Origin of the sequence: Streptomyces sp. NPDC014991 (assembly GCF_043080665.1) — a bacterium.
In the GTDB taxonomy this organism is placed as follows: Bacteria; Actinomycetota; Actinomycetes; order Streptomycetales; family Streptomycetaceae; genus Streptomyces.
This window is the reverse complement of sequence record NZ_JBIBVY010000004.1, coordinates 139,987-158,764: the sequence shown is the minus strand read 5'-3', so window position 1 is coordinate 158,764 and position 18,778 is coordinate 139,987. Positions and strand designations below refer to the sequence as shown.

General features: G+C 72.8%; 18 protein-coding genes. 6 read left to right on the top strand and 12 right to left on the bottom strand.

The genetic code is table 11. From position 1 onward, the window contains the following. Positions 1-57 precede the first annotated feature (57 nt). Entirely contained in the window at positions 58-522 is a 465-nt protein-coding gene (locus tag ACF1BE_RS09255) for a DUF3093 domain-containing protein (RefSeq protein WP_121786488.1), read from the top strand. 74 nt (positions 523-596) lie between these two features. Here the strand turns inward: ACF1BE_RS09255 and ACF1BE_RS09250 are convergent, their stop codons facing one another. The 4 genes from ACF1BE_RS09250 to ACF1BE_RS09235 all read right to left on the bottom strand — a co-directional run bounded on the left by ACF1BE_RS09250 (position 597) and on the right by ACF1BE_RS09235 (position 4,116). Further along, positions 597-1,505: a hypothetical protein gene (locus tag ACF1BE_RS09250; RefSeq protein ID WP_392198358.1), complete on the bottom strand. Its 909-nt coding sequence runs from the start codon at positions 1,503-1,505 to the stop codon at positions 597-599. Between the two features lie 13 nt (positions 1,506-1,518). Further along, positions 1,519-1,815, bottom strand: coding sequence for a DUF4193 domain-containing protein (locus tag ACF1BE_RS09245; RefSeq protein ID WP_003997302.1), 297 nt, complete (start codon positions 1,813-1,815; stop codon positions 1,519-1,521). A gap of 393 nt (positions 1,816-2,208) precedes the next feature. Next, the gene (locus ACF1BE_RS09240; protein WP_392198357.1) at positions 2,209-3,456 is read right to left on the bottom strand and encodes a sensor histidine kinase; all 1,248 of its coding nucleotides are present in this window, start codon (positions 3,454-3,456) and stop codon (positions 2,209-2,211) included. A 6-nt stretch (positions 3,457-3,462) separates the two neighbouring features. Then, positions 3,463-4,116 (bottom strand): response regulator transcription factor, encoded by a 654-nt coding sequence (locus tag ACF1BE_RS09235; protein ID WP_031165802.1) that lies wholly within the window; start codon positions 4,114-4,116, stop codon positions 3,463-3,465. A 413-nt stretch (positions 4,117-4,529) separates the two neighbouring features. Here ACF1BE_RS09235 and ACF1BE_RS09230 point away from each other — a divergent pair, with 413 nt between their 5' ends. Next, entirely contained in the window at positions 4,530-4,703 is a 174-nt protein-coding gene (locus ACF1BE_RS09230) for a hypothetical protein (RefSeq protein WP_023546087.1), read from the top strand. A gap of 85 nt (positions 4,704-4,788) precedes the next feature. Here the strand turns inward: ACF1BE_RS09230 and ACF1BE_RS09225 are convergent, their stop codons facing one another. Continuing rightward, the gene (locus ACF1BE_RS09225; RefSeq protein WP_392198356.1) at positions 4,789-5,604 is read right to left on the bottom strand and encodes an inositol monophosphatase family protein; all 816 of its coding nucleotides are present in this window, start codon (positions 5,602-5,604) and stop codon (positions 4,789-4,791) included. Positions 5,605-5,612: 8 nt separating this feature from the next. Then, a complete protein-coding gene (locus tag ACF1BE_RS09220) occupies positions 5,613-6,740 on the bottom strand; it encodes a ferrochelatase (protein WP_392198355.1) in 1,128 nt (375 codons plus the stop codon). A 172-nt stretch (positions 6,741-6,912) separates the two neighbouring features. Between ACF1BE_RS09220 and ACF1BE_RS09215 the strand changes: the two genes are divergently transcribed. The 3 genes from ACF1BE_RS09215 (at position 6,913) to sepH (ending at position 10,930) form a co-directional block, all read left to right on the top strand. Then, positions 6,913-8,151: an MFS transporter gene (locus ACF1BE_RS09215; RefSeq protein WP_392198354.1), complete on the top strand. Its 1,239-nt coding sequence runs from the start codon at positions 6,913-6,915 to the stop codon at positions 8,149-8,151. After that, on the top strand, positions 8,111-9,430 hold the full coding sequence (locus tag ACF1BE_RS09210; protein WP_392198353.1) for a D-arabinono-1,4-lactone oxidase: 1,320 nt from the start codon (positions 8,111-8,113) through the stop codon (positions 9,428-9,430). The genes ACF1BE_RS09215 and ACF1BE_RS09210 overlap by 41 nt, the downstream gene beginning before the upstream one ends. A 459-nt stretch (positions 9,431-9,889) precedes the next feature. After that, the gene (gene sepH / locus ACF1BE_RS09205) at positions 9,890-10,930 is read left to right on the top strand and encodes a septation protein SepH (protein WP_392198352.1); all 1,041 of its coding nucleotides are present in this window, start codon (positions 9,890-9,892) and stop codon (positions 10,928-10,930) included. Between the two features lie 52 nt (positions 10,931-10,982). On the opposite strand, the gene ACF1BE_RS09200 is transcribed toward sepH, so the two are convergent. After that, positions 10,983-11,834: a sulfurtransferase gene (locus ACF1BE_RS09200; RefSeq protein ID WP_392198351.1), complete on the bottom strand. Its 852-nt coding sequence runs from the start codon at positions 11,832-11,834 to the stop codon at positions 10,983-10,985. A 316-nt stretch (positions 11,835-12,150) separates the two neighbouring features. Between ACF1BE_RS09200 and ACF1BE_RS09195 the strand changes: the two genes are divergently transcribed. Further along, entirely contained in the window at positions 12,151-12,942 is a 792-nt protein-coding gene (locus ACF1BE_RS09195) for a VOC family protein (protein WP_392198350.1), read from the top strand. A gap of 4 nt (positions 12,943-12,946) precedes the next feature. On the opposite strand, the gene ACF1BE_RS09190 is transcribed toward ACF1BE_RS09195, so the two are convergent. From ACF1BE_RS09190 to ACF1BE_RS09170, 5 genes are all read right to left on the bottom strand, one after another. Then, positions 12,947-13,597, bottom strand: coding sequence for a thymidine kinase (locus ACF1BE_RS09190; RefSeq protein ID WP_392198349.1), 651 nt, complete (start codon positions 13,595-13,597; stop codon positions 12,947-12,949). 43 nt (positions 13,598-13,640) lie between these two features. Further along, positions 13,641-14,831: an alkaline phosphatase family protein gene (locus ACF1BE_RS09185; protein ID WP_392198348.1), complete on the bottom strand. Its 1,191-nt coding sequence runs from the start codon at positions 14,829-14,831 to the stop codon at positions 13,641-13,643. Continuing rightward, positions 14,831-15,427 carry a DUF5998 family protein gene (locus tag ACF1BE_RS09180; protein WP_392198347.1) on the bottom strand — a complete coding sequence of 199 codons (597 nt, stop codon included), beginning with the start codon at positions 15,425-15,427 and terminating at the stop codon, positions 14,831-14,833. Before ACF1BE_RS09180 ends, ACF1BE_RS09185 begins: the two co-directional genes overlap by 1 nt. A 286-nt stretch (positions 15,428-15,713) precedes the next feature. Beyond that, positions 15,714-15,839, bottom strand: coding sequence for a hypothetical protein (locus ACF1BE_RS09175; RefSeq protein WP_392198346.1), 126 nt, complete (start codon positions 15,837-15,839; stop codon positions 15,714-15,716). Positions 15,840-15,848: 9 nt separating this feature from the next. Further along, entirely contained in the window at positions 15,849-18,725 is a 2,877-nt protein-coding gene (locus tag ACF1BE_RS09170) for a GNAT family N-acetyltransferase (protein ID WP_392198345.1), read from the bottom strand. Positions 18,726-18,778: the final 53 nt, after the last annotated feature.

Sequence of the window (18,778 nt, the reverse complement as noted above, 5' to 3'; positions counted from 1 at the left end):
GCCGCAGACCTTACCCGTGCGTCGGGCCTGCGCGGATCCCGTGCCAAGCTTGGCCTCATGCAGCTCTCCGCCACCCCCTACGAAGAACGCCTCACCGCCCCCCGTTCGTGGTGGCTGATCAGCTTCCTGGTGGGCGTCTCCTTCGCGCTGATCCTGCTTCCCTTCGGCACCCTGCCGCTGCTCGGCGGGCTGGTCGGGGGTACGGCCGCCGCGGCGGTGGTGGCGAGTGCCTACGGCTCTCCGCGCATCCGGGTCGTGGGCGACTCCCTGGTCGCGGGCGAGGCGCGGATCCCCGTGTCGGCGCTGGGCGCGACGCAGGTGCTGGACGCGCAGGAGGCACGTGCCTGGCGTACGTACAAGGCCGACACCCGCGCCTTCCTGCTGCTGCGTGCCTACATCCCGACGGCGTTGCGCGTGGAGGTCACGGATCCGCAGGACCCGACGCCGTACCTGTACCTGTCGACGCGTGAGCCGGAGAAGCTGGCGGCGGCGATCGAGGCGGCCCGCACGGCGAACGCCTGATGCGGTGCACGGCACCCGAGGCGGTTCCGGGCGTCTGAGACCCCGGGAGCGCCGGGGCTTCCTGGCGGTGGCTCCTACGGCTCCTCGGGGAGCTCGCGCAGGGACAGCGGATCCGCCGGCTTCTCCAGCGGCGGCAGCTCGGGCAACTCGTCCCAGGGCACCTGGATCCGGCGCAGGTCGGCCCGGATCTGTGCGGCGAGCTTTCTGGTGTCCCGGCGGTTCATGACCGCTCCGACCGCGGCTCCCACCATGAACGGCGTCAGGTTGGGCAGGTTGCGGACCATCCGCTTCATGATCTGCCGGCGCAGTTCGCGTTTCATCCGGCCGCCGAGGGCCGTGTCGTACGTCGACGGTTTCGTCACGTCGATGCCGCGCTCCTCCGACCAGGCGGACAGGTACGCGGTGCTGCGGGCTCTCAGCCCGCCCGGTGCACGGACGCCGTAGACCTCGTGCAGTTCGGCGATGAGTTTCAGCTCGATCGCGGCGACCCCGGTGATCTCCGCGGCGAGTTCGGTCGGCATGGCCGGCGGCACGGGCAGCATCGCCGCCGCCCCGATCCCGGCTCCGACCGCCGAGGTGCCGGCCGCCGCGCCCGCCACCAGCTTGTCGGCCAGCTCCTCCGGCCCGAGTCCGGGGAACTGTCCGCGCAGGGTGTCGAGACCGCGTACGGGCACCCGGGGCGCGATGTCGATGATGCGGTCCGCGACGTACGCCAGGCCCGCGCGGGCGTGGCTGCCGCCCTTGCGGGACCCTTCCCGGGCGAGGTCCCTGGCCCTTTGGCGCAGGACCACAGCCCGGCGCCGTGCGACGGGCGGCCGCACCGGCACCGGCAGGTCGTCCCTGTCGGCCGCCGGTCCGGGCGAGGCCACCGCCCCGGGTGAGCCCCGCTCGTCGTCACGCGCGCCGTGCGAGCCGTCTGACGGCCCTTGGTCCGCTTTCCGCAAGGAGAAGCGGCGCTTCCGTGGAGGGGTCGAGCCAGACACGGCCGACCCGTCCTCAGTCGCAGTCGCGGCAGATCGGCTGACCGTTCTTCTCCCGGGCCAGCTGGCTGCGGTGGTGCACCAGGAAGCAGCTCATACATGTGAACTCGTCCTGCTGCTTGGGCAGCACCCGGACGGCCAGCTCCTCGTTCGAGAGGTCCGCTCCGGGCAGTTCGAGGCCTTCGGCGGCCTCGAACTCGTCGACGTCCACCGACGAGGTGGACTTGTCGTTCCGCCTGGCCTTCAGCTCTTCAAGACTGTCCGAGTCGACGTCGTCGTCGGTCTTGCGTGGAGTGTCGTAATCGGTTGCCATATCGCTCTCCCCCTCTGGGTGTCTGCGGTGTCTCCAGCGCACGTAACGCGTGAGAGGCCGGATCTGTGCCCGACCTGAGGCGGAGATTTTGCCTCACATCAAGGTCTGTTACTCAATCGACACCCAACCCGACCACTTGATGGTGATCGGCTTGGCTGGCGGTGAGGACCGTACACGGTTCGGATGCCGCACCTCAAAGGCGCCTCATCGTGTACTTCCCGTGATCAAGTGCCCTGAAAACCAGGACTTTCCCGGCTTTCCACCTACGGCCATGATCACTCTGCGTGCATGGCCGGAAAATCGTCCATGTGATCGATCACACAGGGAGAACCCCGCGCGGTGGTCGGGAAATTCCGCGCCGAGCGAACGGACTCCGCGTGTGTCGGTCGCCCGTCACACCGGCAGGGTGACACGCATCACCAGGCCACCGCCTTCCCGGGGCGTTGCCAGGATGTGCCCGCCGTGCGCGCGGGTCACCGACCGGACGATCGACAGACCGAGGCCCACGCCCTTGTCGCTGCCCGTCCGCTCCGTGCGCAGCCGCCGGAAGGGCTCGAAGAGGTTGTCGATCTCGTACGCGGGCACCACCGGGCCGGTGTTCGAGACGGTGAGCACAGCCTGCCCGTGCTCGACCTCGGTATGCACCTCCACCCAGCCGTGCTCGGCCACGTTGTAGCGCACCGCATTCTGCACGAGATTCAGGGCGATCCGCTCCAGCAGCACGCCGTTGCCCCGCACGACGGCCGGTTTGCGCTCACCGCGGATCTCGACGCCCTTGGCCTCCGCCTCGGCGTGCACCTGGTCGACGGCCTGCGTCGCGACCTCGGCCAGGTCGACGGGCTTGCGCTCGACGATCTGGTTGTCGCTCCGGGCGAGCAGCAGCAGGCCCTCGACCAACTGTTCACTGCGCTCGTTGGTGGCCAAAAGGGTCCTGCCGAGCTGCTGGAGCTCGACCGGCGCGTCCGGATCCGACAGGTGCACCTCGAGGAGCGTGCGGTTGATCGCCAGCGGGGTGCGCAGTTCGTGCGAGGCGTTGCCGACGAAGCGCTGCTGGGCGGTGAAGGCCCGCTGCAGCCGCTCCAGCATGTCGTCGAAGGTGTCCGCCAGCTCCTTCAGCTCGTCGTCCGGGCCGTCCAGCTCGATCCGGCGCGACAGGTCCGAACCGGCCACCTGGCGGGCGGTACGGGTGATCCGGCCGAGCGGGGAGAGCACGCGGCCGGCCATCGCGTAGCCGAACGCGAAGGCGATGACGGCGAGCCCCAGCAGGGCCAGCAGGGAGCGACTGAGCAGATTGTCCAGGGCCTCCTGGCGCTGGTGGGTCACACACCGGCTGATCGCGTCCTTGAAGTCCTCGAGGGGCAGGCTCGTGGTGTTGATCGCGGGGCAGTTGTCGCTGGAGACCTGGAGCTTCTGGAAACTGACGATCTTGAAAAGCGGCTGGTTCCCGGTGCTGATCGCCTGGGCGGCCAGCAGATAGATGATCGACAGCAGCAGAATGCCGGCGATCAGGAACATGCCGCCGTACAGCAGCGTGAGCCGTATGCGGATGGTCGGGCGCAGCCACGGGAAGGGAGGTTGCGCCCTGCTGGGGTCCCAGGTGGGTTTCGGCGGCGCCTGCGGGGGCGCGGGGGTGGCGGCCACGGCCGGTCAGATCCGGTAGCCGGAGCCGGGGACCGTGACGATGACGGGCGGCTCGCCCAGTTTGCGGCGCAGGGTCATGACCGTCACGCGCACCACGTTGGTGAACGGGTCGGTGTTCTCGTCCCACGCCTTCTCCAGCAGCTGCTCGGCGGAGACCACCGCGCCCTCGCTGCGCATCAGCACCTCCAGGACCGCGAACTCCTTGGGCGCGAGCTGGATCTCCTTGCCGTCGCGGAAGACCTCGCGGCGGTTGGGGTCGAGCTTGATCCCGGCCCGCTCCAGGACCGGCGGCAGCGGCACGCTGGTCCGGCGGCCGAGGGCGCGCACGCGCGCGATCAGCTCGCTGAACGCGAACGGCTTGGGCAGATAGTCGTCGGCGCCGATCTCCAGGCCCTCGACCCGGTCGCTGACGTCGCCGGAGGCGGTGAGCATGAGCACGCGCGTGGGCATGCCCAGCTCGACGATCTTGCGGCAGACGTCGTCGCCGTGCACGAGCGGGAGGTCGCGGTCGAGGACGACGACGTCGTAGTCGTTCACGCCGATGCGTTCCAGGGCGGCCGCACCGTCGTACACGACGTCGACGGCCATGGCCTCCCGGCGCAGTCCGGTGGCCACCGCATCGGCGAGCAGCTGCTCGTCCTCGACGACGAGTACGCGCACGTCGCTTGTCCTTCCTGTGTCCACCGCGCGGCGCGCCGTGTGCGCCCCGCGGGCGGGGGTGTTCGTGGGATGTGGCCCCCATCCTGCCCTTTTCGGCCGTAAGTCGGCTGTAAGACGAGGTCCGGGCCGCAGGAATCCGGGTGCCGGCGGAGGAACGCGAGATTTTGTGCTCCGTCCGAGGTTTCCGGGGAACGGCGTGCGGGGAGGACGGCTGTACACCCCGCGATCACGCTCTGCATGTGCCACAGCACCATGTGGTACTTCGCGGTCCGCTTCGCAGAGCGGGCGTGGGTGTCCGGCACCGTCGCCGCCCGGCCGGGCAGCGCTGGGCACCCGCGAGAGACGTGATCACCCCTTCCACCCGGCACACCCCCGTGCCACCCGACCCACGACCCATGACGAGGGGGCGCAGCATGGACGCTTTCACCGCGGGACTTCTCCAGCGCATAAGGGCGACGGAGTCCGATCTGTCGCGGGCTCGTGACGAGGGCGACGACTTCCTCGTCGAGGTGGAGCAGGCAGAGCTGGACGACCTGCGACGCCTCGCCGCCGAACACGGCGTGGAGGTCGGCGCTTCACGCGTCTGACCTGCCCGAAGCTCGACAGCGGGGCCCCCGGCGAATCCAGCGCCGGGGGCCCCTCGCTCGTCCCGGACCCGGTCCGGGACGAGCGTCAGTCGTGCCAGGCGCCGAAGTCCTCCAGCAGCCGCTGGAGGGGCTCGAACACCCCCGGCGTCCCCGCGACCGTGAGGTCACGTGAGGGGCGCTCTCCGGGGCGTCCACCGGTCAGGGCACCCGCCTCCCGGGCGATCAGGTCCCCTGCCGCGACGTCCCACGGGTGAAGTCCGCGCTCGTAGTACCCGTCGAGCCGGCCGCAGGCCACGTCGCACAGGTCGACCGCCGCCGAGCCGCTGCGCCGGATGTCCCGCAGCAGCGGGATCAGCCGGCCGGCCACCTCGGCCTGATGGGCGCGGACCTCGGTGACGTAGTTGAAGCCGGTGGAGACCAGTGCCTGGTCCAACGGGGGCGCGGGGCGGCAGGTGAGCGCCCGCTCTCCCTCCCACGCGCCCGTGGCCCACGCGCCGCCGCCACGCACGGCGTGGTACGTCTCGCCGCGCATCGGCGCCGCGACCACCCCGGCGACGGTCTCCCCGTCCTGCTCGGCCGCGATGGACACCGCCCAGGTCGGCAGCCCGTACAGGTAGTTGACCGTGCCGTCGAGGGGGTCGATCACCCAGCGGACGCCACTCGTGCCCTCGGCCGAGGCGCCCTCCTCCCCGAGGAAGCCGTCGTCGGGGCGCCGTCCGGAGATCAGATCGGTGATCAGCCTCTCCGCCGCGATGTCCATCTCGGTGACGACGTCGATGGGGCTGGACTTGGTCCTGGCCACGGCCAGATCGGCGGGGCGGCCGTCCCGCAGGAGCTCGCCGGCGCGGCGGGCGGCCTCCTGGGCGAGGGCGAGCAGGTCCCGGTGCAGGGCGTCGGTCACGGGTGTCCTCACGCGTAGGGGCTGTCGGCGCCCGCGGCGGCCGGGCGGGGGGCGCGGGCCGGGCAGCAGCCGGCCGGGCACACGTGGTGGCTGGGACCGAGCGCGCCCAGGGCGCAGGGGGCGGCCCGGCCGCCGCGTTCCACGGTGGCCCGTTCCAGGACCAGCTCGCGGACCGCCGCCGCGAACCGCGGATCGGCGCCCACGGTGGCCGAGCGGCGCACCGGCAGGCCCAGCTCCTCGGCCTTGGCCTTCGCCTCGGTGTCGAGGTCGTAGAGGACCTCCATGTGGTCGGAGACGAAGCCGATGGGAGCCATGACGACGGCGGGGACGCCCGCCGCGTGCCGCTCCTGAAGGTGGTCGCAGATGTCGGGTTCCAGCCACGGGATGTGCGGGGCGCCGGAGCGGGACTGGTAGACGAGCCGCCAGGGGTGGTCGACGCCGGTGCGCTCGCGGACGGCGTCGGTGATCAGCCGGGCCACGTCCAGGTGCTGCTCGACGTAGGCGCCGCCCTCGCCGTGGGCCTCGGCCGGACCGGAGGTGTCGGCGGCGGCGGTCGGCACGGAGTGGGTGGTGAAGGCGATGTGGGCGCCCGCGCGGACGTCCTCGGGGAGGTCGGCGAGGGAGCGCAGCACGCCGTCGGTCATGGGTTCGACGAAACCGGGGTGGTTGAAGTAGTGCCGCAGCTTGTCGACCGCCGGCGGGCGGAGGCCCTCGCGCTCCAGGGTGGCCAGCGCGTCGGCGAGGTTCTCGCGGTACTGGCGGCAGCCCGAGTAGGAGGCGTAGGCGCTGGTGGCGAGGACCAGGACGCGGCGGCGGCCGTCGGCGGCCATCTGGCGCAGGGTGTCCGTGAGATACGGCGCCCAGTTGCGGTTCCCCCAGTACACCGGCAGGTTCAGGCCGTGTTCGGCGAAGTCCTTGCGCAGGGCGTCCAGCAGGGCGCGGTTCTGGTCGTTGATGGGGCTGACCCCGCCGAAGAGGAAGTAGTGCTGCCCGACCTCCTTGAGGCGTTCCTTCGGGATGCCGCGCCCGCGCGTGACGTTCTCCAGGAAGGGGACCACGTCGTCCGGGCCTTCGGGGCCGCCGAAGGAGAGCAGGAGCAGGGCGTCGTAGGGGCTGGCATCGAGCGCGTCTGGCATGTCTCGATCCTGCCACCCGGCGCCGACAGCGGGGAATCAGCCGGACGTAGAGTCGCGTTGCGGATGTTTTGATCCGCTTTTCCCACGTTTGACACACGATGCGATGAGGGGTCGCCTCACTTGTAAGCTGTGTGAGCCGCATGGCGCCTTACCGAGCCACTCCGGAGACCACGTGCCCAGCCCCTACAGAGCCCTGTTCGCCGCGCCCGGCACCAAGGCCTTCTCCGCCGCGGGATTCCTCGGCCGGATGCCGCTGTCGATGATGGGCATCGGCGTGGTCACGATGGTCTCCCAGCTCACCGGGCGGTACGGCCTCGCGGGCGCCCTGTCGGCCACCATCGCGCTCTCCGCCGCCGTGCTCGGGCCGCGGATCTCCCGGCTGGTGGACCGGCACGGGCAGCGCCGGGTGCTGCGCCCCGCGACGCTGGTGGCGCTGGCCGCGGCGGCCGGGCTGCTGCTCGCCGCGCACCTGCGGTGGCCGGACTGGGTGCTGTTCGTGTGCGCCGCCGGGATCGGCTCGGTGCCCAGCCTGGGCGCGATGATCCGGGCCCGGTGGGCGGCGCTGTACCGGGGCACCCCGAAGCTGCACACGGCCTACTCCTTCGAGTCGGTCGTGGACGAGATCTGCTTCGTCGTCGGGCCGATCCTCTCCATCGGCCTGTGCACGGCGTGGTTCCCGGAGGCCGGCCCCCTGCTGGCCGCCTGCTTCCTGGCGGCCGGCGTCCTCTGGCTCACCGCCCAGCGCGCCACCGAGCCCGAGCCGCATCCGCGCGAGCGGCACGCCGACGGCAGCGCCCTGCGCTCGGCGGGGCTGCGGGTCCTGGTGGCGACCTTCGTGGCGACCGGCACGATCTTCGGAGCGGTGGACGTGGTCACCGTCGCCTTCGCCGACGAACGCGGCCACAAGGCCGCGGCGAGCATGGTCCTGGCGCTGTACGCGGCCGGTTCCGGGACGGCGGGCGCCGTCTTCGGGCTGCTGCGCTTCACCGGGGCGCCCGAACGACGCTGGTTGCTGGGCGTCACGGCCATGGCCGTGAGTATGATCCCCCTCCTACTGGTCGGGAACCTGCCGCTTCTGGCCGTGGCGCTGTTCGTTTCGGGGCTGTCCATCGCACCGACGATGATCACGACGATGTCCCTGATCGAAGAGCACGTACCTCGCGCGCGGCTCACCGAAGGCATGACCTGGGTGAGCACCGGTCTCGCGGTCGGCGTCGCGCTCGGCTCCTCCCTGGCCGGCTGGGTGATCGACGCAGCCGGGGCGCGGGCCGGGTACGGGGTCCCGGTGGTGTCCGGGGCCGTCGCGGTCGTGGTGGGTTTCCTCGGGTACCGCCGGCTGCGCAGGCCGGCCTCGGGTCGGGGAGGCACCGTTGGGCAGCACAGCGAGCGGGAAGAACGGCACCTGGCGTAACTGGGGCGGCAACGTCTCGGCCCGGCCCGCCCGGCAGGTCACGCCCGCCTCGGTGGAGGAGCTGGCCGCGGCGGTGCGCAGGGCCCGCGAGGACGGCCTGAAGGTGAAGGCGGTGGGAACCGGCCACTCCTTCACGTCCATAGCCGCCACCGACGGTGTGTTGATACGCCCTCAACTGTTGACGGGCATACGCGGCATCGACCGTACGTCCATGACCGTCACGGTGGAGGCGGGCACCCCGCTCAAGAGACTCAACGCCGCCCTCGCGCGCGAGGGCCTGTCGCTCACCAACATGGGCGACATCATGGAACAGACCGTCTCCGGGGCCATCAGCACCGGCACGCACGGCACGGGCCGCGAGTCGGGTTCGATCGCCGCGCAGGTCACGGCACTGGAAGTCGTCACGGCGGACGGCTCGGTGCTCACCTGCTCCGCGCAGGAGAACCCGGACGTCTTCGCGGCGGCCCGCGTCGGCCTGGGCGCCCTCGGCATCGTCACCGCCCTCACCTTCGCCGTGGAACCGCTCTTCCTGCTCACCGCGCGCGAGGAACCGATGCCCTTCGAGCGCGTACTCGCCGAGTTCGACCAGCTGTGGGCCGAGAACGAGCACTTCGAGTTCTACTGGTTCCCGCACACCGGCAGCACCAACACCAAGCGCAACAACCGCAGCGCGGGCCCCGAGCAGCCGGTGGGGCGGCTGGCCGGCTGGTTCGAGGACGAGTTCCTCTCCAACGGCGTCTTCCAGGTGGCCCAGTGGGCCGGCCGCGCCGTCCCCGCCACCGTCCCGGCGATCGCCCGGATCTCCAGCAGGGCGCTGTCCGCGCGGACGTACACGGACATCCCGTACAAGGTCTTCACCTCGCCGCGCCGGGTCCGGTTCGTGGAGATGGAGTACGCCGTCCCGCGCGCCGCCCTGACGGAGACGCTGCGCGAACTCAAGGCCGTGGTCGAGCGCTCGGGCCTGCGGGTGAGTTTCCCGGTGGAGGTGCGCACCGCGCCGGCCGACGACATCACCCTGTCGACCGCCTCGGGCCGGGACAGTGCCTACATCGCCGTGCACATGTTCCGCGGCACGCCCTATCGGGCGTACTTCACCGCCGCCGAGCGGGTCCTCACCGCGCACGAGGGACGTCCGCACTGGGGCAAGGTCCACACGCGGGACGCGGAGTACCTCGCCCGGGTGTACCCGCGCTTCGGTGAGTTCACCGCACTGCGGGACCGCCTCGACCCGGACCGGCTCTTCCAGAACGACTACGTACGCAGGGTTCTCGGCGCGTAGGTGGTGAACTCGCCCGGTGCCCGCGGTATTTGCCTGCCCCGAGGGGCAGGGACGAAACCGTGGAACCGCCTTCGGAAGAGCGCGTGACGTTCGCCACGTCCGAGATCGGGAGAACCGGTTGCGCGCGGCCAAGTCGCAGCCCTTGCCAGAAGTTGGGCGGCGCGCCGATCCACGCACATGGCCCGAATGGAGTACTGTGGCGAGCCCTGGGTCCGGCCTCCCACCAGGGTGCCCGCGGGCTTGCAGGACCGCCGGGAGGAGGCTGGTTGCACAGGGTGACCGCGGTTGGTCACTTAGCGTTGCGAACAGGTAACCGTGCCATAACGGCGGCCCCGGGCCCGTGCCCGACACGCCGGGCAACTCGGCAAGGTTGTGGCAGGCTGAACCCGGGCAGGCCACACTCGACTAGCGGAAGCAGCGACGCACGTGACGTCGGCAGGCACCACCCGGGAGGTCCCCATGCCCGAACTGCGTGTCGTGGCCGTCTCGAATGACGGCACACGGCTGGTGCTGAAGGCTGCCGATTCCACGGAGTACACGCTTCCGATCGACGAACGGCTGCGCGCCGCCGTACGGGGCGACCGGCCGCGCCTCGGGCAGATCGAGATCGAGGTCGAGAGCCATCTGCGCCCGCGTGACATCCAGGCGCGGATACGAGCCGGTGCCACCGCGGAAGAGGTCGCGCAGCTCGCCGGCATTCCCGTCGACCGGGTACGGCGCTTCGAGGGGCCCGTGCTGGCCGAGCGCGCCTTCATGGCCGAGCGGGCCCGCAAGACCCCGGTCCGCCGCCCCGGTGAGAACTCCGGCCCGCTGCTCGGCGAGACCGTCCAGGAGCGGCTGTTGCTGCGCGGCGCCGAGAAGGACACCGTGCAGTGGGACTCCTGGCGCCGCGACGACGGCACCTGGGAGGTGCTGCTCGTCTACCGGGTCGCGGGCGAACCGCATTCGGCCAGCTGGACGTACGACCCGCCCCGGCGGCTCGTCCAGGCCGTGGACGACGAGGCGCGCTCGCTGATCGGTGAGTCGGACGACCTCGCCGTACCCGAGCCGAGCTTCCCGTTCGTCCCGCGCATCGCCCGGCTGCCGCGCGAGCGGTCGATGGACCGCGCGCTCGAGCGGGTCGACCGGGAGCGGCTCAGCCTGCCCTCGCAGGCGTCCGAGCCGGCCGAGGAGAGCACGGGTGAACGCGACTCGCTGACCAGCCTGCTGGAGGCCGTGCCGAGCTTCCGGGGCGACCTGGTGGTCCCGGAGGGCCCCCCGGAGTCCGTGGAGGAGGTCGACGACGAGCCCGTCGCCGAGGAACCCCCGGCACCCGCCGCGTCGGCCGGCTCCGCCTACGCGGACGTCCTCATGCCGCGCTCCGTCGGCAGTCACCGTGACCGGCTCGTCGGCGCGACCGACCGGCAGGCCGAGGCCGACGGGGTCCGCCCCGGCCGCCGCGCGGCCGTACCGAGCTGGGACGAGATCGTGTTCGGCACGCGCCGCAAGAAGCAGGAGTAGGTTGCCCCACCGGGTGAGGGGGCACGCGCGCGTGCCCCCTCACCGGGCTGCCCTACTGCGGGTCCGCACCCACAGCCACCGGGCGGGACGGATCCGAGGACCACTCGGACCAGGAGCCGACGTACAGGGCCGCCGGAACGCCCGCCACCGCCAGGGCGAGCACCTCGTGGGCGGCCGAGACGCCCGAACCGCAGTACACACCCACCTCGGTGTCCTCCGAGACGCCCAGGGCCTTGAAGCGGTCCCTGAGTTCCGCCGCGGGCAGGAAGCGGCCGTCGGGACCCACGTTCTCCGTCGTGGGCGCCGACACGGCGCCCGGGATGTGCCCGCCGACCCGGTCGATCGGCTCCACCTCACCGCGGTACCGCTCCCCCGCGCGGGCGTCCAGGAGCACGCCCGTGCGGGCCAGGGCCGCGGCCGCGTCCGCGTCGAGCAGCCCCGCGGCCGCGGGCGCGGGACGGTAGTCGCCTTCGGCCGGGGCGGGTGTCTCGCAGGTCAGCTCACCCTGCCAGGACGGCAACCCGCCGTCGAGCACCCGCACGTCCGGGTGACCCGTCCAGCGCAGCAGCCACCACGCGCGCGCGGCGGCCCAGCCCTGCCCGCCGTCGTACACGACGACCGGCCGGTGCGACGACACGCCCGCGCGGCGCATCGCGGCACCGAACTCCGCGAGGTCGGGCAGCGGATGGCGGCCGTTCGTGCCGGGCGCGGCGGCCAGTTCCCGGTCCAGGTCGACGAAGACCGCGCCGGGGATGTGCCCGGCGGCGTACGCGGCCGGGCCGTCGAAGGCCGGCGCGCCCGCCGCCTTCGCCAGGCTCAGCTGCCAGCGGACGTCCAGCAGCACGGGCGGGTTCGCGCCGGTCAGCTCGTCCGCGAGTCGGGTTGCGGTGATGATGGCTGTCATGGCGTCCATCCTTACGCCAGGGGTGGCCGCGGCGTCCAGGTCCGGCTACTCTGCTCCGCCGGACAGGTTCGGTCACATGGCGTATGCGATCGGGCACCGTCCGTACAGCCGACGGACACCCGCCGGCCATCGTCAGGAAGCAGCGGAAGACGGCATTCGGGCATCCTTCCGGGGGGAACGCCGGGCGCGACACGGCCCCGCGGCACCACGGAGGATGCGGGTACCGGCACGGGCGTGCGCGCCGGCGGCGCGGACACCCCTTCCGGGGAGCGGAAGCGACACGGCCACCGTGAAGGGGCCGGGGAGAGAGTGATCGATGACCGAGGCACGGGAACCGGCCGGTCCGCACGCGCGGCGCGCGCCCGGCACACCCTGCTGGGTGAGCCTGATGGCGCACGGGCTGGACGCCACCGAGGAGTTCTACGGTGAGCTGTTCGGCTGGGAGTTCCTGCCGGGCCCGCAGCAGCTCGGCCCGTACGTGCGGGCGCTGCTCGACGGGCGGGAGGTGGCGGGCATGGGCCATCTGCCGCCGGACCACCGGCTTCCGGTCGCCTGGACGCCGTACTTCGCCTCGGACGACGTGGACCGGACGGCCGACACGGTACGGCTGTGCGGCGGGACGGTGGCCGTCGGCCCGCTGGACGCCGCCGAGGCGGGCCGGATGGTGATCGCCTCCGACCCCTCCGGGGCGGTGTTCGGGGTCTGGCAGGGCTCCGCGCATCTGGGCACGGCGATCACCGGTGTGCCCGGCACCCCCGTCTGGAACGAGCTGGTGACCTTCGAGACGGAGAGCGTCGCCAAGTTCTACACGAGCGTGTTCGGCTACGAGGAGGAGCCGGTGGTCTCCCCCGACTTCGATTACGTGACCCTGCGCCTGGGCGACCGGCCGGTGGCCGGGCTGCACGGGGTGGGCCACGCCATGCCCCGGGACCGGGGGCCGCACTGGCGGACGTACTTCGAGGTCGCCGACGTCGACGAGACGCTGCGGCAGGTGACCGGTCTGGGCGGGCGGATCCTCAGGGCGGCGCACGACGGCCCGCACGGACGGGTGGCGACGGTCGCGGACCCGGAGGGCGCCGAGTTCTCGGTGGTCCGCGACCCGGGCTGATCCCTCAGGAGGACGGGACCGGCAGGACGTCCGGGGACAGGGCCGCCGCGCGGGCCGACGCGGCGGTCATCCGGCGCCGGTGGTGGCGGCGGCACAGCACCTCGTAACCGACCTCGCCCGCCGACTGGTTGACATCGCCCACGACCACCTGGGCGCCCTCGACCACCATCGCGCCCCCGACCGTGCGGGCGTTGTGCGTGGCGCGGGCGCCGCACCAGCACAACGCCTCCACCTGGAGCACCTCTATCCGGTCGGCCAGCTCCACGAGCCGCTGCGAGCCGGGGAAGAGCTTGGAGCGGAAGTCGGTGGTGATGCCGAAGGCGAACACGTCCAGGCCGAGGTCGTCCACCACGCGCGCGAGCTGGTCGATCTGTTCCGGCGCGAGGAACTGCGCCTCGTCCGCGATCACATAGTCGGCCCGGCCGCCCTGGGAGAGGTGGTCCACGAGGTAGGAGTACAGGTCCTGGCCGTCCTCGACCTCCACCGCGTCGGTGACCAGGCCGAGCCGGGAGGACAGCTTGCCCTCACCCGCGCGGTCGTCCCGGGTGAAGATCATCCCGGCGAGGCCGCGCGCGGAGCGGTTGTGCTCGATCTGGAGAGCCAGCGTCGACTTCCCGCAGTCCATCGTTCCGGAGAAGAAGACCAGCTCGGGCATGAGGGGTGGAACGCCTTTCGGTGAGGAGCGGGGCGAGGGGCCGTCAGGAGCGTACTTCGAGGAGCGGGACCAGCTGCTCGGCGGACGTCATCGAACCGTGGTTGCCGACCAGCGCCGATTCCTTGGGCTCCCGCTCGGAGGCGATCAGCAGCACGTCGTCGTGTGCGGCGGCGACCACGTCCCCGATCCGCGGGTACACGCGCTCGTCCACCCGCGGCCCGAACCAGCCCGCCGCGACGGCCTCGTCGCGCGAGGCCACCCAGAACTGCTCGCCGAGCACCTCGCGCCAGCAGGTCAGGACGTCGTTCTCGGCGCCCGGCACCGCGTACACGTGCCGGGCCCGGCCCTCGCCGCCCAGCAGGGCGACCCCGGCGCTCAGCTCCCAGTCCTCGTCGAAGTCGATGCGGTGCCGCTCGTCGAACGGGATGTCGACCATCCCGTGGTCGGCGGTCACGTACAGCGCGCTGCGCGGCGGCAGTTGCTCCGCGAGTCGCTGGACGAGCCGGTCGACGTACATGAGCTGGCCGCGCCAGGTGTCGGAGGCGATGCCGTAGCGGTGTCCGGAGCCGTCCAGTTCGGCGTAGTACGTGTACACCAGTGAGCGGTCCCCGGCGGCCAGCTGCGCGGCGGCGAGGTCCATGCGCTCCTCGCCGGTGAGCCGTCCGTGGAAGGTGCCGCCGCTGAGCGCCACCTTGGTGAGCGGGGTGTGCTGGAAGGCGGGCGAGGACACCTGCGCGGCGTGCACCCCGGCCTGGTGGGCCAGCTCGAAGACGGTGGGGTACGGCTGCCAGGGGCGCGGCGGGGTGTACGGGTGCCAGCGGAGCTGGTTCATCAGCTCGCCGGTGGCCGGGTTCCGTACGGCGTACCCGGGCAGGCCGTGGGCGCCGGGCGGCAGGCCGGTGCCCACGGAGGCGAGGGAGGTGGCGGTGGTGGCGGGGTAGCCGGCGGTGAGCGGGCGGCCGGTGCCGCCGCGCGAGCTGCCGAGCAGGGAGGTCAGGTACGGGGCCTCGTCGGGGTGGGACCTGAGCTGTTCCCAGCCGAGCCCGTCGATCAGGAAGACACAGACCCGGTCGGCCGCGGTCAGTTCCGTGATCGTTGCGGTCAGGCCGGGGACGCCCATACCGGCGGCCACGGTGGGCAGCAGGTCGGCCAGGGAGCCGGTGCCGTATTCGGGCAGCGGCGCGGTGTCCAGGGCGAGGGGTTCCGGATCGTCCCAGGTGGAGAACTGGGACATCAGCGGGTGAAGTCCGCGGTCGCCTCCGAGATGGCCTGCGCGAAGGCGAGCGCCTGGCGCACCGTCTCCGGGCCGTCCCCCGCCTCGCTGACGCGCAGGCTGAGGTCGTCCGCCGTGGAGTTCCCCGTGTAGCCGTGGTCCGCGTCGCAGTTGGGGTCGCCGCAGGCGGCGGGCTCCAGGTCGATGCGGCTGACCGCGCCCCAGCCGATGGTCAGCACGACCTCGCGGGGAAGCGTGCCCGGCGTGTACTGCTCGGGGTTGGCCACCACCCGGCTGACCACGACCGACGAGATCCGGCTGAGCTTGACGGACTCGGTGGAGGTGGTGGCGTACGGCGTCGGGGAGGTGGTGTCGGCGGCCTGCTCGTCGGTGTGGCTGACGATGAAGCGGTTGCCGGTGAGGACCAGCACCGTCACATGCCGGCGCACCTCGTTCTGGTCGAACGTCGTCTCCTGGTGGACCAGGTACGACCTGATGGGTTCGCCGCCCACGGCGGCCTCCACCGCGTCGGCCACGAGGGCCGGGTAGTAGCCGCTGCGCTCGATCGCCGTGCGCAGCCCCTGGGTCGTCGTACTGGTCTTGGCCATGGCGTCCATCCTAATCCGTGGGCGGAGGCGGTCCGGGCCAGTCACGGGGCCCGGGGCCGCCCGTGCGTCCGGGCGCGGGGGCCTCGGCGCGAGCCCCGGCCGGATCTCCGGCCGCTCGGCGGCGATCGGACAGGACACGGGTTCCGGTCCGCCGGCGTCCGCCTCGAACGCGACGAGGAGCGGCGCTCCTCGGCCGGTGCCCGCGCGGACCCCTCCGTCCCGGCGGCCGTGGGCGGGCGGAAGCCGGGGTCCTGGGCGCTCCGCGGGCAGGAGACGAGGGCGGGACCGACGAGGATCAGCCCAGGCCGTGGTGGTGGGTGAGGTCGTACCCGGCCGCCCGGCGCGGCTGCCCCGCGGCCCGGACGACGGCCTTGCGGTCCCACCAGCTGCCCTCGGGCAGCTCCCGTCCGGCGATCTCCACGCGCCCCGCTCAGTAGGCCGGCAGCGTGCGCGGGCCCAGGTCGTCGCGGGCGGGCGGGGGCGCGAGCCGTACGGTGGCGCCGAGGACACTCACGCCCTGCGGGGCGACGACGACGGGCTCCAGGGTGACCGCGACCACCTCCGGATGGTCGTCGACCAGCCTGGACACCCGCAGCAGCAGCTCCTCCAGCGCGGGGGTGTCGACGGGCGTGGAGCCGCGCCAGCCGAACAGCAGCGGTGCGGTGCGGATCGCCCGCACCAGCGAGGTCGCCTCCCGGTCCGTGACGGGAACCAGCCGGTGCGCCATGTCCCCGAGCAGCTGCGACGCCGCCCCGGCGAGCCCGAAGGACAGCACGGCCCCGGCCGCCGGATCGATCACGGCTCGTACGACCGTGTCGACCCCGCGCGGCGCCATCCCCTGCACCACCGGCCGCAGCTCCTCCGGCTGCCCGAACAGCTCGGCCAACTCGGCGTACGCCCGGCGTAGTTGCTCCTCGTCCGCGAGATCCAGGCGTACGCCGCCCAGGTCGGCGCGGTGTCTGAGGTGCGGGGCGGTGGCCTTGAGGGCCACGGGGTAGCCGAGCGCGCGGGCCGCCGCGGCGGCGGCCTCCGGGGTGGGCGCGGGAAACGCCCGACGGACGTGGACGCCGTACTTCTCGAGCAGCTCGCAGGTCTCGGCGGCCGGGATCGTCAGTCCCTCCCCGCGCGCGAGCAGCTCGCCGATCAGGCGGGCGGCGCCCTTCTCGTCGATGTCGTCGTACTCCGGCACCTTCCCGGGGTCGGTCGCCTCCCGGCGCCACTGCGCGTACTTCACCGCTTCGGAGAGCGCGCGGACGGCGCGCTCGGCCGCGGGGTAGGCGGGGATGAGGCGGGTGCCTTCCGGCGGGGCCGACGGCACGGCAGCGGGTGCCGCGCCCGGCCCCGTGTCCGCTGTCGTGGTGGGCGGTCGTTCCGCGAGGCGACGGACGGGGTGGGTACCGCCCTCGGGGCCGGGCGTCCTGTCGGCGGCTCCCGGCGCGGTGCTCGCCGCGGCCGACAGCGCTTCGGCCAGCCCTCCGAGTTCCACGTGCACCACCAGCACCGGCTTTCCCGGCACCGCGGCCGAAGCGGACCGCAGCGCCGCCGCCAGCTCGGCGTCGCCCGGAGACGCCTCCCCGATGGCGGGGATGGCGGTGACCACCACGGAGTCGCAGGTGTCGTCCGCCAGCGCGGCCGACAGCGCCCGGTGGAAGTCCTCCGCCGTCGCCCCGGTCGTCAGGTCCACCGGCCGCGCCGGCCGCAGCCCCTCGGCCAGACACCGGTCGTACGTCAGTACGCCCAGCGATTCGGAGTTGCCGAGGATGGCCACGCGCGGCCCGGCGGGCAGCGGCTGGCGGGCGAGCAGCAGGCCCGCGTCGACCAGCTCGGTGATCGTGTCGACCCGGATCACCCCGGCCTGCCGGAGCAGCGCGGAGACGGTGGCGTACGGCAGCCGTGTGGCCCGTACGGCGTGCCCCTGCGGGGCCGTCCCCGTGCCCTGCACGACCACCAGCGGCTTGGCCGCCGCCGTCCGCCGGGCGAGGCGGGTGAACTTGCGGGGGTTGCCGATGGACTCCAGGTACATGAGGACGACGTCGGTCTCGGGGTCGTCGTACCAGTATTGAAGGACGTCGTTGCCGGAGACGTCCGCGCGGTTGCCGGCGGAGACGAAGGTGGACACGCCGGTGACTCCGGTGACCCCTCCCCCGCGCCGGTGCAGCCGTGACAGCAGGGCGATGCCGATGGCCCCGGACTGGGCGAACATCCCGATGCGGCCGGGGCGGGGCATCTCCGGGGCGAGGGAGGCGTTCAGCCGGACGTCCGCGGCGGTGTTGATGATCCCGAAGGCGTTGGGGCCGATGATCCGCATGCCGTACGCGCGCGCGGCCCGGACCAGCGCCCGCTGCCGCTCCCGTCCCCCGGGACCGCTCTCGGCGTATCCGGAGGAGAGCACCACCAGCCCCTGGACGCCGTGTTCCCCGCACTCGGCGACCACGGCGGGCACGTGCTCGGCCGGTACGGCGACGACGGCGAGGTCCACGGGCCCCTCGACGTCCCGCACCGACCGGTACGCGGGCACCCCGTCGACCTCCTCCAGGTCCTCGGGGAAGGCCTTGTTCACGGCGTGCAGCCGGCCCGGGTAACCGGCGTCGCGGATGTTGCCGAGGATGCTGCGGCCCACCCCGCCGGGGGCGCGGCCGACGCCGACGACCGCCACGGACCCGGGCGCGAGGAGCCGCCGTACCGAGCGGGCCTCGGCGCGCTGCTCCCGCGCGCGCTGCACGGCCAGTGAGCGGTCGGTGGGTTCGAGGCCGAACTCCAGGCGGACGACGCCGTCCTCGAAGCTGCGCCTCTGGGTGTAGCCGGCGTCCGTGAAGACCTTGATCATCCTGCTGTTGGCGGGCAGCACCTCGGCGGCGAAGCGGCGGATGCCCCGCTCGCGCGCGACGGCCGCGACGTGCTCCAGCAGGGCGGAGGCGACCCCGCGGCCCTGGTGGGCGTCCTGGACGAGGAAGGCGACCTCGGCCTCGTCGGCGGGCGCGGAGGCGGGCATGCCGTCGGCGCCGATGCGGTCGTAGCGTACGGTGGCGATGAACTCGCCGCCGATGGTGGCCGCGAGTCCCACCCGGTCCACGAAGTCGTGGTGCGTGAAGCGGTGGACGTCCTTGGCGGAGAGCCGTGGGTACGGAGCGAAGAAGCGGTAGTACTTCGACTCGTCCGACACCTGCTCGTAGAAGCTGACCAGGCGGTCGGCGTCGTCGACGGTGATGGGCCGGATGCGCGCGGTACCCCCGTCGCGCAGCACCACGTCCGCCTCCCAGTGGGCGGGGTACTCGTGCCGGTCCTGCCGGTCCGCCGAGGTCTGCATGGGCCCCAGAGTACGGCTCGCGTACGACAACGGCGCGAGGCAGTCTGTGGGGG

What these genes read in the sequence shown, in the direction of transcription:
- ACF1BE_RS09255 (WP_121786488.1), top strand. Translation starts at nt 58, where the DNA reads ATGCAGCTCTCCGCCACCCCCTACGAAGAACGCCTCACCGCCCCCCGT.
- ACF1BE_RS09195 (WP_392198350.1), top strand. Translation starts at nt 12,151, where the DNA reads ATGACCGAGGCACGGGAACCGGCCGGTCCGCACGCGCGGCGCGCGCCC.
- ACF1BE_RS09245 (WP_003997302.1), bottom strand. Translation starts at nt 1,815, where the DNA reads ATGGCAACCGATTACGACACTCCACGCAAGACCGACGACGACGTCGAC.
- ACF1BE_RS09185 (WP_392198348.1), bottom strand. Translation starts at nt 14,831, where the DNA reads ATGTCCCAGTTCTCCACCTGGGACGATCCGGAACCCCTCGCCCTGGAC.
- ACF1BE_RS09200 (WP_392198351.1), bottom strand. Translation starts at nt 11,834, where the DNA reads ATGACAGCCATCATCACCGCAACCCGACTCGCGGACGAGCTGACCGGC.
- sepH (WP_392198352.1), top strand. Translation starts at nt 9,890, where the DNA reads ATGCCCGAACTGCGTGTCGTGGCCGTCTCGAATGACGGCACACGGCTG.
- ACF1BE_RS09230 (WP_023546087.1), top strand. Translation starts at nt 4,530, where the DNA reads ATGGACGCTTTCACCGCGGGACTTCTCCAGCGCATAAGGGCGACGGAG.
- ACF1BE_RS09170 (WP_392198345.1), bottom strand. Translation starts at nt 18,725, where the DNA reads ATGCAGACCTCGGCGGACCGGCAGGACCGGCACGAGTACCCCGCCCAC.
- ACF1BE_RS09180 (WP_392198347.1), bottom strand. Translation starts at nt 15,427, where the DNA reads ATGGACGCCATGGCCAAGACCAGTACGACGACCCAGGGGCTGCGCACG.
- ACF1BE_RS09190 (WP_392198349.1), bottom strand. Translation starts at nt 13,597, where the DNA reads ATGCCCGAGCTGGTCTTCTTCTCCGGAACGATGGACTGCGGGAAGTCG.
- ACF1BE_RS09220 (WP_392198355.1), bottom strand. Translation starts at nt 6,740, where the DNA reads ATGCCAGACGCGCTCGATGCCAGCCCCTACGACGCCCTGCTCCTGCTC.